The organism is Streptomyces sp. NPDC025651 (genome assembly GCF_055558735.1).
This window is the reverse complement of record NZ_JBVHLZ010000005.1, coordinates 67506-81410: the sequence shown is the minus strand read 5'-3', so window position 1 is coordinate 81410 and position 13905 is coordinate 67506. Positions and strand designations below refer to the sequence as shown.

At 70.9% G+C, this 13905-nt stretch carries 11 protein-coding genes; 1 reads left to right on the top strand and 10 read right to left on the bottom strand.

From position 1 onward, the window contains the following. Positions 1-4: 4 nt before the first annotated feature. From ACZ4D5_RS19730 to ACZ4D5_RS19710, 5 genes are all read right to left on the bottom strand, one after another. Complete coding sequence (locus tag ACZ4D5_RS19730; RefSeq protein WP_467773659.1) at positions 5-940, bottom strand: ABC transporter ATP-binding protein; 936 nt, start codon at positions 938-940, stop codon at positions 5-7. Positions 941-1084: 144 nt separating this feature from the next. Beyond that, on the bottom strand, positions 1085-3391 hold the full coding sequence (locus ACZ4D5_RS19725) for a hypothetical protein (RefSeq protein ID WP_467773658.1): 2307 nt from the start codon (positions 3389-3391) through the stop codon (positions 1085-1087). A 165-nt stretch (positions 3392-3556) separates the two neighbouring features. Beyond that, positions 3557-3925, bottom strand: a complete 369-nt coding sequence (locus ACZ4D5_RS19720; RefSeq protein ID WP_467774035.1) for a DUF6113 family protein — start codon at positions 3923-3925, stop codon at positions 3557-3559. A gap of 152 nt (positions 3926-4077) precedes the next feature. Then, on the bottom strand, positions 4078-5001 hold the full coding sequence (mshB, locus tag ACZ4D5_RS19715) for an N-acetyl-1-D-myo-inositol-2-amino-2-deoxy-alpha-D-glucopyranoside deacetylase (protein ID WP_467773657.1): 924 nt from the start codon (positions 4999-5001) through the stop codon (positions 4078-4080). Positions 5002-5086: 85 nt separating this feature from the next. Next, positions 5087-5281 carry a hypothetical protein gene (locus ACZ4D5_RS19710; RefSeq protein WP_362329145.1) on the bottom strand — a complete coding sequence of 65 codons (195 nt, stop codon included), beginning with the start codon at positions 5279-5281 and terminating at the stop codon, positions 5087-5089. A 147-nt stretch (positions 5282-5428) separates the two neighbouring features. On the opposite strand from ACZ4D5_RS19710, the gene ACZ4D5_RS19705 reads away from it, so the two are divergent. Beyond that, a complete protein-coding gene (locus tag ACZ4D5_RS19705; protein ID WP_467773656.1) occupies positions 5429-7612 on the top strand; it encodes a S9 family peptidase in 2184 nt (727 codons plus the stop codon). Positions 7613-7775: 163 nt separating this feature from the next. Here the strand turns inward: ACZ4D5_RS19705 and ACZ4D5_RS19700 are convergent, their stop codons facing one another. The 5 genes from ACZ4D5_RS19700 to ACZ4D5_RS19680 all read right to left on the bottom strand — a co-directional run bounded on the left by ACZ4D5_RS19700 (position 7776) and on the right by ACZ4D5_RS19680 (position 13538). Next, positions 7776-8849: an ABC transporter ATP-binding protein gene (locus ACZ4D5_RS19700; protein ID WP_467774034.1), complete on the bottom strand. Its 1074-nt coding sequence runs from the start codon at positions 8847-8849 to the stop codon at positions 7776-7778. Between the two features lie 52 nt (positions 8850-8901). Beyond that, positions 8902-9948, bottom strand: a complete 1047-nt coding sequence (locus ACZ4D5_RS19695; protein WP_467773655.1) for an ABC transporter ATP-binding protein — start codon at positions 9946-9948, stop codon at positions 8902-8904. Positions 9949-9954: 6 nt separating this feature from the next. Continuing rightward, the gene (locus ACZ4D5_RS19690) at positions 9955-10926 is read right to left on the bottom strand and encodes an ABC transporter permease (protein ID WP_467773654.1); all 972 of its coding nucleotides are present in this window, start codon (positions 10924-10926) and stop codon (positions 9955-9957) included. Beyond that, complete coding sequence (locus ACZ4D5_RS19685; RefSeq protein WP_467773653.1) at positions 10919-11842, bottom strand: ABC transporter permease; 924 nt, start codon at positions 11840-11842, stop codon at positions 10919-10921. Before ACZ4D5_RS19685 ends, ACZ4D5_RS19690 begins: the two co-directional genes overlap by 8 nt. 64 nt (positions 11843-11906) lie before the next feature. Further along, entirely contained in the window at positions 11907-13538 is a 1632-nt protein-coding gene (locus ACZ4D5_RS19680) for a peptide ABC transporter substrate-binding protein (RefSeq protein WP_467773652.1), read from the bottom strand. Between the last annotated feature and the right edge of the window lie 367 nt (positions 13539-13905).

The window sequence follows — 13905 nt, the reverse complement described above, 5'->3', positions numbered from 1 at the left end:
CCTTTCATACGGCCCTGGCCTCTTCGGCGGCGGTGATCGCCACGAAGGCCTGCTCCAGGCCGAGTCCGGCCACTTCGAGGTTCTGGGGGTAGAGGCCGAGCCCGTACAGCGCGTGGACGGTGGCGTCGGCGTCCGTCGACTGGAGGCGGACCGTGTGGCCCGAGATGTCGAGGGTGGTCAGGAAGGGCAGCGCGCGCAGCTGCTCCGTGCGCTCCGGATCGATCAGCTCCAGGTCGAACGCGACCTTGCGGGCGCCCGCCTTCGCCTTGATCTCGGCGGCGGTGCCGTCCGCGAGGAGGCGGCCGCGGTGCAGGACCAGGACGCGGTCGGCGATGGCGTCGGCCTCCTCCAGGTAGTGCGTGGCGAACAGCACCGCGCGGCCCTGGTCGGCCTGCTCGCGCATGGTGGCCCAGAACGCCTGGCGGGAGGTGACGTCCATGCCGGTGGTCGGCTCGTCGAGCACGATCAGGTCGTTCTCGCCGGCCGTGGCGAGCGCGAAGCGGACGCGCTGCTCCTGGCCGCCGGAGAGCTTGTCGACCTTGCGGTCGGCGATCTGCGTGATGCCCGCGTGGGCGAGCACGTCGTTCACGCGGTGGGGCCTCGGGTGCAGGTCGCAGGCGAGCTTGACCATCTCGCGCACGGTCACCTCGCCCATCAGGCCACCGCTCTGCAGCATCGCGCCGACCCGGCCCGCGGTGATCGCCTCGCGCGGGGACGTCCCGAAGACCCTCACCGTGCCGCTGTCCGGGCGCCGCAGACCGAGCAGCAGGTCGAGGGTGGAGGACTTGCCCGCGCCGTTCGGTCCGAGCAGTGCCACCGTCTCGCCCGCGTGGAGGTCGAGGGTGAGGCCGTCGACGGCGCGGACGTCGCCGTAGCTCTTGGTCACCCGCTCGAAGGCCACCGCGGTGGTGACGGCGGGCGGTGCCGTGATCGTCTTCATGCCCACCATCGTGACAAAACCGCAGGTGGCGGCGGCAGTGTCGAGTGTGGTGTCTCTGGGATGACAGATGTCATGCCAAAGCCCGGCAGGCTGTCCTGCCGGGCTTTGGGGCGTACGCGCACGCGGCGCGAGGAGGCGCGGGCCTCAGCTCGCGTTCGTCTCGATCACGCCGATGCGCTCCGCGGGCGTCTTGCCGACCAGCGCCTTGCCCATGGCCTGGGCCACGTCGGTCGGCTGGACCGGCGTCTTGGAGCCGTCGCCGCGCTGGATCAGGACGCCGTCGAAGACGTTGCCGTACAGCTTCTCCAGCTCCTCCAGGTTGTAGTGCACCTGGAGGGTGCCGTCCTTCAGCGCCTTGGTCTCAAGGATCTTCGGCAGCGACTTGGCCGGACCGAAGGGGATCTCCTTGGCGCCCGCCTTGATGGTGACGTTGGCGGACATGGCCGGCTTGGCGAAGTTGGTCATGAACTTGTCGACCTCGGCCTTGGCCACGGTCGGCTTGCGCGTGGTGACCGGCACCTGGACCGTGCCCGCGCTGCCCGTCTCGACCTGCTTCTTGTACGCCTGTGCGACGGCGGTCGTCGAGGCCTCGGGGTCGATGCCCTTGCCGACCTTGCCGTAGACGGGGACGGCCTTGCCGGGCAGGAACTTGACCGTGCCCTCCTTGGCCGTGCCCGAGCCGCCCGCGGCGCGCTCCAGGGCGGCCGCCAGCTTCTCCTCGTCGACGGGCATGACGGGCTCGACGACCCGCTGGCCGCCGAAGAGCGAGCCGACCACCGACACGGGGTTGTAGTCACTGCCCGCGGCCTCACGGACGGTGGCCTGGCTGTCCACGGTCAGGCCCGCCTGGTCCGGCTTGAGCGCGACCTCCTCGCCGTCCACCGACAGCTTCAGGGGCTTGGTGACGCGCGCGTCGATCGCGGCGTCGAGCTTCTTGACGGCTTCGTCACGGGTGCCGCCGCCGATGTCGACGCCGAGGACGGTGGTGCCCTTGGGAACGTCGGCGTGGTTCATCAACAGGCCCGCGCCGTACGCCCCGCAGGCCACGACGACCACGGCGACCGCGACGAGGACCAGCTTGTTGCGGCCCTTCTTCTTCGGCGCGGGCGCCGGAGCCGCGGGCACGTCCGAGCGCACCGGCTCGGGCAGCTTCGGCGGCGTGTGCGGGACCGGCCCGTCGCCCTGCGGCCCGGGCGGGAACGGGGAGTTGTCCTGCGCGGGCGGCACGACGGGGATGCCGCTGGTGAGCGTCTCACCGGAGACGTTGGCGCCGGGGGCCGCGGGGCCGCCGGGGCCGCCGGGACCGCCGGGACCGCCGGGACCGCCGGCGGGCGGACGCGGGCCGCCGGGCGGCGGCGAGACCGGGCCCGCCTTCTGCGGCGTGAGGATCGCGGTGTCGTCGCTCATGGCGCCCGAACGGGGCGTGCGGGGCGCGGAGTTGGCGGGGCCGCCGGGGCCGCCGGGGGCGCCGGGGCCGCCCGATGGCCCGGCCTGAGGCGTGGGCGGCGTCAGCGGGCTGTCGCCGGTGACCGGACCGCCGGTCGGGCCCGCGGGGCCCCGGGAGCCGCTCGCACCGGCGCCTGCGCCGGTGCCCTGCCCCGCGCCCTGCCGTGCACCGGGGCCTGATCCCGGTCCTGCCGCCGGGCCTGCTTCCGGGCCGCCGGAGAAGTACGGGAGGTCGCCTCGGGACGGGTCGCCGCCCTGGGGGGCTCCCGGGCCTCCCGAGCCGAGGGGGCCCGACGCCACGGCGCCGGACACGTCGAAGGAACCGGAGCCGTTCGCACCGGAGCCGTTCGGGCCGGAGCCGTTCGCACCGGAGCCGTTCGGGCCGGAGCCGTTCGCACCAGGCGCACCCGCGCCGCCGGGCATCCCCGTGCCGTTCGTCCCCGAACCGGCCGGGGCGGAGCCGCCGCCCGCGGGCTTGCGCGGCGCGAACCAGTCGCTCGTCTTCTCCTCGGCCGCGGCGGAGGCGCCGCCCTCGGCCGGGGCGGAAGCGGCACCACTACCGGAACCGGAACCGGAAGCTCCCTGGGCACCGGCCTCCGGGGCCCTGCCCATGCCGCCCATGCCTGCCGCGCCACCCGCACCGGGAGCGCCCGGGGCACCGGGAGCGCCGGGAGCACCCGCACCGGAAGCGGCACCGTCACGGCGGCCCCCGTCGTCCCCGCGCGCGGACTCCTCGCGCCCGCCCTCGTCACCGACGGGCGTGCGCATGACGACCGGCGGGATGGGCCGCGACCCGGGGATGTTGATCCGGATGCGGGTGGTCAGCGTGGTCTGGGTCTCGGGCTCGTCGGGCCGCTCGTCGGCGGCCTGCCGCCGCGCGCCGTCCGTGCCGCCGTCGGCGGCAGCGCCCTGCGCCGGGGAGCCGTACGGCGGCGTCCCCGAGGGGTATGCGGCTCCACCGCGCCCCTGGGGCCCGGCGGACGAACTGTCAGTTTCACGACTCAAGGCAGGTTCTCCTGGTTGACTCCGCCGCCCGTCTCTACCTCATCCGGGGTCCCCCCGGCCGGAGGTTGGGGGAGGCTCGGCGGCCGCACCACCATACTGGCCGCCGTCGACACGCATCCCGTGACCGGCGTCAAACCCGTGCGGGACACGGGCCGAAGTGGTACGTCACTTGCCAAGTCGGGCGGCGGACCCGCTCGGTTGCGGCCGGTGCCCGAGCGTGGCACACATCACAGCCACGGCCATACCGCCGAGCAGGAAGCCGTACGAGCCGAGGCCCGCGCCGAAGAGGAAGTCCCCCTCGGGTCTGGTGGCCGTGAGCAGCATGACCGCCACGAGCCAGCCCGCGGCGGGCGCGACGGCCCCCGCTCTGGTGCCGATCGCCCGCGCGCCGCCGTAGAAGGCACCGGCCGCGCCGAGGAGCGCGAGCAGCAACCCGGCGGGGAAGAAGCCGCCTTGGACGAGCGCGCCCGCGACGCCGACGACGGCGCCGAGCACGAAGAGCCCGACGTAGGCGGCAACTCGCCCCGCCCGCAAGGGCTGTGCGAGGAAGCTGCCCGCGGGCGCGGCGCCCGCCGCGGCGGAAGCGGAAGGGTTCTTGGAGGCCGCTGCGGAGCCGGCCCCCGACGCGGCCCCGGAGCCGGCACCCGACTCGGAGCCCGCCCCCGACGACGCACGGGATCGCGTACTCACAGCGCGGTCACCTCAGCCACATCAGTCACCCTTTCGAGGCCCGCGAAGAGATCGGTTTCACGGCCGGGCCCCTGTGTCGACGCTTCTCCCCGGACCAACTCGTAGTACTCCACGTCGAAGATCGGCTGCGCGAGTTCGTTGGAGAGGACGAAGAGCGGCTCGCTCACCGTGATCTGGGTGGCGTGGGCCCGCATGGCCGCCGCCTTGGCCGCCCTGAAGGGCCGCCCGTCGATCTCCGTCGTGATCCGCTCGTCGTCCGTGACGCCGGGGACGTCCGCGACGACGGCGGGCGTGGTGAACGGCGAGTCCCCCAGCGCCCCCTCCATCCACCGGAAGCGCTCCTCGACCACGGTGCGCGGGGCGCGGTTCCAGTAGATCTTGCCGATGGCGTGCGGCTCGCCGAGGTCGCCGCGGAAGGCGGGCTCGGCCGCGAGGTCGGCGGCGCGCATGGCGACGCGGTGGGCCTGGATGTGGTCGGGGTGGCCGTAGCCCCCGTCGGGGTCGTAGGTCACGAGGACCTGCGGGCGTACCTCGCGGATCACCTCGACGAGGTGCGCGGCCGCCTCGTCGAGGTCGGCCGACCAGAACGCGCCGGGGCGGCGGTTCTGCTCGACGCCCATCATCCCGGAGTCGCGGTAGCGCCCGGTGCCGCCGAGGAAGCGGTGGTCGGTGACCCCCAGCTCCTTCATCGCGGCGGCCAGCTCACCGATGCGCTGGGCACCCAGGGAGTCCTCGCGGTCGGCGGCGAGATGGGCGAGCTCGGCCGGGATGACCTCGCCCTCCTCGCCCAGCGTGCAGGTCACCAACGTGACGTGGGCACCTTCGGCCGCGTACTTGGCCATGGTCGCGCCGGTGGTGATCGACTCGTCGTCGGGGTGCGCGTGCACGAGCAGCAGGCGCCGGGCGGGCAGTTCCGTCATGGGACCACCCTACGAGCACCGCGGGGAGCGCCCGGAACACGGCGCCCCGCCGCTCAGCCCCTGGCGGCCGGGCCGCTCGGGACTCTCAGAACTTGATGTCGCCGATCATCCCCGCCACGTTCGTCGTCAGCTCGTTGATGGTCGGCGCGACGGACGAACTCGCCAGGTAGAAGCCGAGGAGCATGCAGACGACCGCGTGCCCCGCCTTCAGACCTGACTTCTTGACCAGCAGGAAGACGATGATCGCCAGCAGCACCACCGCCGAAATCGAGAGTGCCACGGCGGTCACCTCCAAGTCGTTGCCGTAACCCAGTGCGGACGCCAGCAGGTTCATACCCACCAAGCGCTACGGATCATAACTATCCGTGTGGACGCATGACTCGGAGCACGGCAGCACAGGGGGGCGCATGAGCCATAGGCTCGGGGGATGACCACCGAGAACCCCGGAAATCCCAGGCCCGAAGAGAGCCCGGCACAGCGGCTCTCCTTCCCGCGGCAGCACGCCCGCACGCAGCGGTTCACCCTCGGTGCGCCCCGTGCCTTCACGGTGGCGCCGGACGGTTCACGCCTCGCCTTCCTGCGCTCGTCCTCCGGCACGGACCGGGTCCAGGCACTGTGGGTCCTCGACCTGGCGGACGGCGGCGCCGAGCGCGTGGCGGCGGATCCGAGGGTGCTGCTCGGCGGCACGGCGGAGCGGCTGTCCGCAGCGGAGCGGGCGCGGCGCGAGCGCAGCCGTGAGGGCGGCGCGGGCATCGTGGGCTATGCGACGGACGCGGCGGTGGAGCTTGCGGCGTTCGCGCTGTCGGGGCGGCTCTTCACGGCGGAGCTGCGCGCGGGCACGGCACGCGAACTGCCCGTTCCCGGGCCCGTGATCGACCCGCACCCCTCGCCGGACGGTCGTCATGTCGCGTACGTCGCCCACGGTGCCCTGCGCGTGACCGGCGCGGACGGTACGGGCGACCGCGCGCTCGCCGAGCCCGAGGCCGGGCAGGAGAAGACCGTCACCTACGGCCTCGCCGAGTTCGTCGCGGCCGAGGAGATGAAGCGGCACCGCGGCTTCTGGTGGTCGCCCGACTCCGACAGGATCCTGGTCGCACGGGTGGACGACGCCCCCGTCCAGCGGTGGTGGATCGCGGATCCCGCGCACCCCGACCGCGAGCCGGCCCGGGTCGCCTACCCGGCCGCGGGCACGCCCAACGCGGAGGTGCGCCTCTTCGTCGTCGGTCTGGACGGGGCGCGCACCGAGGTGGTCTGGGACCGCGTCCGCTTCCCCTATCTCGCGCGCGTGCACTGGTCGGCGGACGGCGCGCCCCTGCTGCTCGTGCAATCCCGTGACCAGGGCAGTCAGCTGTATCTCGCGGTGGATCCGGACACGGGGACGACGCGGATGGTGCATGCCGAGGAGGACGATCCGACGACAGGATGGCTGGAACTTTTCGCCGGTGTGCCGTGCTGGTCCCCCAGCGGCAGACTGGTGCGCATCGTTGACGAGGGCGGCGCGCGGGTGCTTGCCTGGGGCGAACGCCCTTTGACGGGACCGCAGTTGCACGTACGCTCGGTCCTGGACGTGACCGAGGAGGACATCCTGGTCGCGGCCTCGGCGGGTGCCGAGGCGGCCGACCCGGAGACCGGCGAGGTGCACGTCTACCGCGTCAACGAACTGGGTGTGGAACGCCTCTCGCGGGAACCCGGAGTGCACTCGGCGGTCCGCGCGGGCGGTGTCACGGTCCTTGCGTCCGCCACCCTGGACCGTCCCGGCGCTCGGGTCCAGGTGCTGCGCGAGGGCAAGCAGGTGGCGACCGTCGCCTCATACGCCCAGCGCCCGGGGCTCACACCGCGCGTGACGCTCACCGAAGGGGGCACGCGGAGGATTCCGTGCGCCGTCCTGCTCCCCACGGAATACAAGGAGACGGACGGGCCCCTTCCGGTACTGCTCGATCCGTACGGCGGTCCGCACGGTCAGCGCGTCCAGCGTGCGCACAACATCTTCCTCACCTCGCAGTGGTTCGCCGACCAGGGCTTCGCGGTGATCGTCGCGGACGGCCGCGGCACACCGGGCCGCTCCCCCGCGTGGGAGAAGTCGATCAAGAACGACATGACGCTCACCCTCGACGACCAGGTCGACGCGCTGCACTCCCTCGCGGCGACCGGCGAGTACCCGCTCGACCTGGACCGGGTGGCGATCCGCGGCTGGTCCTACGGCGGCTACCTCGCGGGCATGGCGGCGCTGCGCCGCCCCGACGTCTTCCACGCGGCGGTGGTCGGCGCCCCGGTGACGGACCTGCGGCTCTACGACACGCACTACGAGGAGCGGTACCTGGGCGACCCCGCCACGAATCAGGAGACGTACCGCCGCAACTCCCTGATCTGGGACGACGGTCTGGTCGAACCCGCGGAGCCGCACCGCCCGATGCTGATCGTGCACGGCCTGGCCGACGACAACGTGGTGGTGGCGCACTCGCTGCGGCTCTCCTCGGCCCTGCTCGCCGCGGGCCGCCCGCACGAGGTCCTGCCGCTGTCGGGCGTCACCCACATGACCCCGCAGGAGCAGGTCGCGGAGAACCTCCTGCTGCTCCAAGTGGACTTCCTGAAGCGGTCGTTGGGCCTGTAGCGGGAGGCGGACGGGCGACCGGCCGGGGCGACATGGCGCGCCCCGGCCGGTCCACGGCACCCGCACGGCCGTACGTCGTCCAGCGTGCCGCGTCCGTATATCGGTGCCGCGACGGCGGCATTACCCGCGCGTTAAGTCACCGGACTCCCACAGGCCCCCCTGCTCACGGCACGACCTGCTTCTCCTCGGCGAAGTGACACGCCGAGTCGTGCGCGGCGGGGCTGTCGACGAGCCGGAACTCCGCCGGCACCGCGAGCGCGGGGACCTCCTGCGCGCACCGCTCCTGGGCCTTCCAGCAGCGGGTCCTGAACCGGCAGCCCGACGGCGGGTTCGCGGGCGAGGGCACGTCGCCGCTGAGGATGATCCGCTCCCGGTGCTCGCGCGCCGCGGGGTCGGGGACCGGCACGGCGGAGAGCAGCGCCTGGGTGTAGGGGTGCGTCGGGTGCTCGTAGATCTCCTCGTCCGAGCCGATCTCGACGATCCGCCCGAGGTACATCACGCCGACCCGGTCGGAGATGTGCCGCACGATGGAGAGGTCGTGGGCGATGAAGACGTACGACAGGTCGAACTCGTCCTGCAGCTTCTCCAGGAGGTTCACGACCTGCGCCTGGACGGAGACGTCGAGCGCGGAGACCGGCTCGTCGGCGACGATGACCTCGGGCCGCAGCGCCAGGCCGCGGGCGATGCCGATGCGCTGGCGCTGACCGCCGGAGAACTGGTGCGGGTAGCGGTTGATGTACTCGGGGTTGAGCCCGACCACGTCCAGGAGCTCCTGCACCTTCTGGCGCCGCGAACCCTTCGGGGCCACCTCGGGGTGGATCTCGTACGGCTCTCCGATGATGTCGCCCACCGTCATACGCGGGTTCAGGGACGTGTACGGGTCCTGGAACACCATCTGGATGTTGCGGCGCACCGCCTTCAGGGCCCGCCCGGACAGCTTGGTGATGTCCTCGCCCTTGTAGCGGATCTCGCCCGCGGTCGGCCGCTCCAGGTTGACCAGCATCTTCGCGACCGTCGACTTGCCGCAGCCGGACTCCCCCACGATGCCCAGCGTCTCGCCCCGGGTGAGGTCGAAGTCGACGCCGTCCACGGCCTTGACCGCGCCGACCTGCTTCTTGATCAGGATCCCCTGGGTCAGCGGATAGTGCTTGACCAGGCCGCGGACCTGGAGGATCGGCTCGTGGCCGGAGGCGGAGCCGTGCGCGGCGAACTCCGACTCGGCGCGCGCCTTGTGCATCAGCTGCCGCGCGGTCTCGCCCTCTTCCTCGAGCCGCTTCTTGCTGACGTGCTCACCGTGCGACATCGAGCGTCTCCTTCCAGAAGTGGCAGGCGCTCCTGCGGTCGGCGGCGAGGCCCTCGTACGTCACCTGCGCGAGCGGCGGCTCGTCGGTGCGGCAGACGTCCTGGGCCATGGGGCAACGGGGGTTGAAGGCGCAGCCGGGCGGGATGTTCATGAGGTTCGGCGGCAGGCCCTTGATCGCGTAGAGGTCCTGGCCCTTCTGGTCCAGGCGCGGGATGGATTCGAGCAGGCCGCGGGTGTAGGGGTGGGCGGGCGCCCGGTAGATCTCGTGGACGGGGGCGCGCTCGACGATGCGGCCCGCGTACATGACCGCGATGGTGTCGGCGACGTCCGCCACCACGCCCAGGTCGTGGGTGATCAGGATCAGGCCCATGTTCATCTCGCGCTGGAGCTCCGCGAGCAGGTCCATGACCTGGGCCTGGACCGTCACGTCGAGGGCGGTGGTCGGCTCGTCGGCGATGATCAGCGAGGGTTCGAGCGCCATCGCCATGGCGATCATGATGCGCTGGCGCATGCCGCCGCTGAACTGGTGCGGGTACTGCCCGACGCGCTCCTTGGCGGCGGGGATGCGGACCCGGTCCATCAGCTCGACGGCCTTGGCCTTCGCGTCCTTCCTCGACATGCCCTTGTGGACGACGTACATCTCGCCGAGCTGTTCGCCGACGCTGAGCACGGGGTTCAGCGAGGACAGCGCGTCCTGGAAGATCATCGCCATCCCGGCGCCGCGCACCTTGCGCCGCTCCTCCTCCTTCAGCTTCAGGAGGTCCTTGCCCTGGAAGAGGATCTCGCCCGCGGTGATCTTCCCGGGCGGCAGGTCGAGGATGCCCATGACGGCCTGGGCGGTCACGGACTTGCCGGATCCCGACTCGCCGAGAACGGCGAGGGTCTCGCCCGCGGCGACGCTGTAGTCGACGCCGTTGACGGCCTTGGCGACCCCGTCCCTGGTGCGGAACTCCACGTGCAGATCGCGCACTTCGAGCAGCTTGGCCGCCCCCGGCGCCCCGGGTACGGAGGTCTCGGATGCCACGGTTGCCATGTACGCCTACCTCAGCTTGGGGTCGAGGGCGTCGCGCACCGCGTCGCCGAGCATGATGAACGCGAGCACGGTGACGGCGAGGGCTCCGGCCGGCCAGAGCAGCATGTGCGGGGCGTTGCGGATGTACTGGGAGGCGGCCGAGATGTCGATGCCCCAGCTCACCGTCGGGGGCTTCAGTCCGACGCCGAGGTAGGAGAGCGTCGCCTCCAGGGCGATGTACGTACCCAGCGCGATGGTCGCCACGACGATCACCGGGGCGACGGCGTTCGGTGTGATGTGGCGCAGGAGCATCCGGGAGTTGGAGGCGCCGAGCGCCCGCGCCGCCTGCACGTAGTCGTTCTGCTTGGCGGTGATGACGGAGCCGCGCGCGATGCGGGAGATCTGCGGCCAGCCGAGCAGCACCATGAAGCCGATCACCGGCCAGACGGTGGAGCTGGTCACCACGGACAGGAGCACCAGGCCGCCGAGGACGACGGGGATGGCGAAGAAGATGTCGGTGATGCGGGAGAGGATCGAGTCCCAGATCCCGCCGAAGAACCCGGCGAGCCCGCCGAGCACGCTGCCGAGGACCGCGACGCCGAGCGTGGCGCAGACGCCGACGGTGACCGAGACCCGGGTGCCGTACACGACCCGGGTGTAGACGTCGCAGCCCTGCTCGTTGTAGCCGAAGGGGTGGCCGGGGGCCGAGCCCTTCTGCGCGTTGGCGAGGTCGCAGTCGAGCGGGTTGCCGGAGGCGATCAGCGAGGGCCAGATCGAGATGATCACGAGGAAGAGGATCACGAGCCCCGAGACGATGAAGATCGGGTTGCGCCGCAGGTCCCGCCAGGCGTCGGACCACAGGCTGCGCGCCGGGGCGGCGGGCCCGGTACCGCCGGGCCCGCCGGGGGCCAGGGAGGAGCCCTCGCTCGTGGCGAGGTCCATCGCGCCGCCCGCGCCGGTCGCGGCGATGGCGCCCTGCGGCTCGGTGGGTTCAGGCATAGCGGATCCTCGGGTCGAGTACGGCGTACAGGAGGTCGACGATCAGGTTGGCCACCAGGAAGACGAGGACCAGGACGGTCACGAAGCCGACGACGGTCTGCGTGCTCTGGCGCAGGATCCCCTGGTAGAGCTGGAAGCCGACGCCGTGGATGTTGAAGATCCGCTCGGTGACGATCGCGCCGCCCATCAGGGCGCCCACGTCCGTGCCGATGAAGGTGACCACCGGGATCAGCGAGTTGCGCAGCAGGTGCCGGGTGATGACGCGGCGCCGGGGCAGACCCTTGGCGACGGCGGTGCGGACGTAGTCGGCGCGGCGGTTCTCCGCGATGGAGGTGCGGGTCAGCCGGGTCACGTACGCCAGGGAGACCGAGGCGAGGACGAGCCCGGGGATCAGGAGTTCGTCGAAGGGCGCCTCGCTCGACACGGAGGGTTTGATGACGCCCCATTCGACGCCGAGCAGCAGCTGCAGCACGAGGCCGGTGACGAAGGTGGGGATGGAGATCACGACGAGCGTCAGGAGCAGCACCACGGTGTCGACGGGGCGCCCGCGCCGCAGTCCGGTGAGCACGCCCAGGGAGATCCCGATGACGATCTCGAAGACGATCGCGACGACGGTGAGCCGGATGGTGACCGGGAAGGCGGTCGACATCAGCTCGGTGACCTTCTGGCCGTTGAAGGCGGTGCCGAAGTCACCGGTGAAGACATTGCCCATGTACGTCAGGTACTGCTGCCACACCGGCTTATCGAGGCCGAACTCCTTCTTCAGCTGGGTGGCCGTGGCGGGGTCGCACTTGCGGTCGCCGCACAGGCCCGCGACGGGGTCGCCCATCACGTTCACCATCAGGAAGATCAGCAGTGTGGCGCCGAAGAAGACCGGGATCATCTGCAGCAGACGCCGGATCACATAACGTCCCATGGGGGCTCCGGGATTAGGGGGAACGGCCGCCCCGAACTGACGCGGGGCGGCCGTTCCCGGCGTCTCAGTTGACCTTGATCTGGTCGTACACGGGCACGCTGAACTGGTTCAGCGAGACGTCGGAGATCTTGTCCGAGTAGCCGGCGCTGCCGTTCTGGTACCAGAGCGGGATGGCGGGCATCTTCTCGGCGAGGATCTTCTCGGCGTCCTGGAACTTGCCGACGGCCTTGGCGATGTCCGTCTCTCCGTTGGCCTCGTTGACGAGCTTGTCGAACTCCTTGTCGGAGAACTTGCCGTCGTTGGACGAAGCGTCCGTGTAGTAGTTCGGCTCCAGGAAGTTCTGGATCAGCGGGTAGTCCATCTGCCAGCCCGCGCGCCAGGCGCCGTCGAGCTCCTGCTTGGAGGCCTTGCTGCGGAAGTCGGCGAAGGTGCCGATGGGGTTGCCGACGCAGGCCTTGTCGTTGCCGAGCGCCTTGTTGATGGAGTTGCAGACGGCGTCGACCCACTCCTTGTGCGAGCCGGTGTCGCCGTTGTACGTGACCTTGAGCTGGCCGCCGGGGATGCCGCCGCCCTCCTCGACCAGCTTCTTGGCCCGGTCGGCGTCGTACGTGCAGGGGTCGCCGCACAGCCCCGACTTGTAGCCGCCGTCCTCGCCGAGCACCGGCGACGTCCAGTCGGTGGCGGGCGTCCGCGTCTTCTGGAAGATCGTGTCGGTGATCTGCTCGCGGTTGATCGCCATGGACAGGCCCTGGCGGACCTTCTCCGTCCCCGGCTTGTTCCATTTGCTGTCGTAGAAGGGGAAGGCGAGGGTCTGGATGATGCCCGCGGGGGTGTTGATGTAGCGGTCGCCGAGGTCGGCCTTGGCGTTCTTGAGCTGCGAGGCGGGCACGTCGTCGACGAGGTCGAGGTTGCCCGCCATCAGGTCGGTGTAGGCGGTGTTGTTGTCGGTGTAGACCTTCATGTCCACACCGCCGTTCTGCGCCTTGTCGTCACCGGGGTAGGCGTCCCACTTGCGCAGGGACATCTTCGAGCCCTTGGTGTACGAGTCCACGGTGTAGGGACCGTTGCCGACGGGCTTGGAGAGCCACGCGTCGTGGTCGTCGTAGAACGCCTTGGGCAGCGGCGCGAAGGCCGGGTACCCGAGGGTGTCGGGCCAGGTGGAGAACTTCTGGGTGAGCTTGACGGTGAACGTCTTGTCGTCGACGACCTTGAGCCCGGAGAGGGTCTGGGCGGTCGGGTCGCCCTTCTCCGGGTGGACCTTGTCGTACCCCTCGATGTACCCGAAGAAGTAGGCGTTCTTCTGGTTGTTCTTGAGGTTCGCGCCGTAGTTCCAGGCGTCGACGAAGCTCTTGGCGGTGATCTTCTCGCCGTTGCTGAAGGTCCAGCCGTCCTTGACCTTGACCGTGAAGTTCTGCGCGTCGTCGGTGTCGATCGACTCGGCGAGCATGTCCTTGGCCTCGCCGGTCTTCGGGTCGTACCGCTTGAGACCCCGGAAGATCATGTCGAGGATCTTGCCGCCCTGGACCTCGTTGGTGTTGGCGGGCTCGAGCGGGTTCTGCGGGTCGCCCCAGGACGAGCTGACGATCCCGGAGCCGTCGCCGCCACCACCGCCGCTTCCCCCGCCACCACAGGCCGTCGCCGCGAGGGCGACGGCCACCGCACCTGCGGCCCACCTGGCGTGCGTGGCTCCACGCATGGAGTCCTCCTGTCCTGGAGCTGTCCCGCCGTCCGGCCGGCCCGCTCATCCGCGATACGTGAGCTTTCTCACTTACCGCCAAATATCGCCTCAGGAGGTATGAACCGCACATTTACCCCGCCCGTACGAGGAGGAGCCCATCCGGATGTACGCATTCCGAGACGCCGGCGCCCGCATATCGGACTCAATGCCGGGGTCGTCCTGATAGGCGCCGGGTTGTCCATCACGCTTGATTACGCCAAGGCAATGCCAACGTCATCATTGAGTAAAGGTCTGGTCAACGATCTCAAGAGCGGCCCAAAGCGCCCCACGATTCATTGACCGCGTGGGAATCACCTTGCGAAAGTCGCGCCTAGCCCGTAGGTGC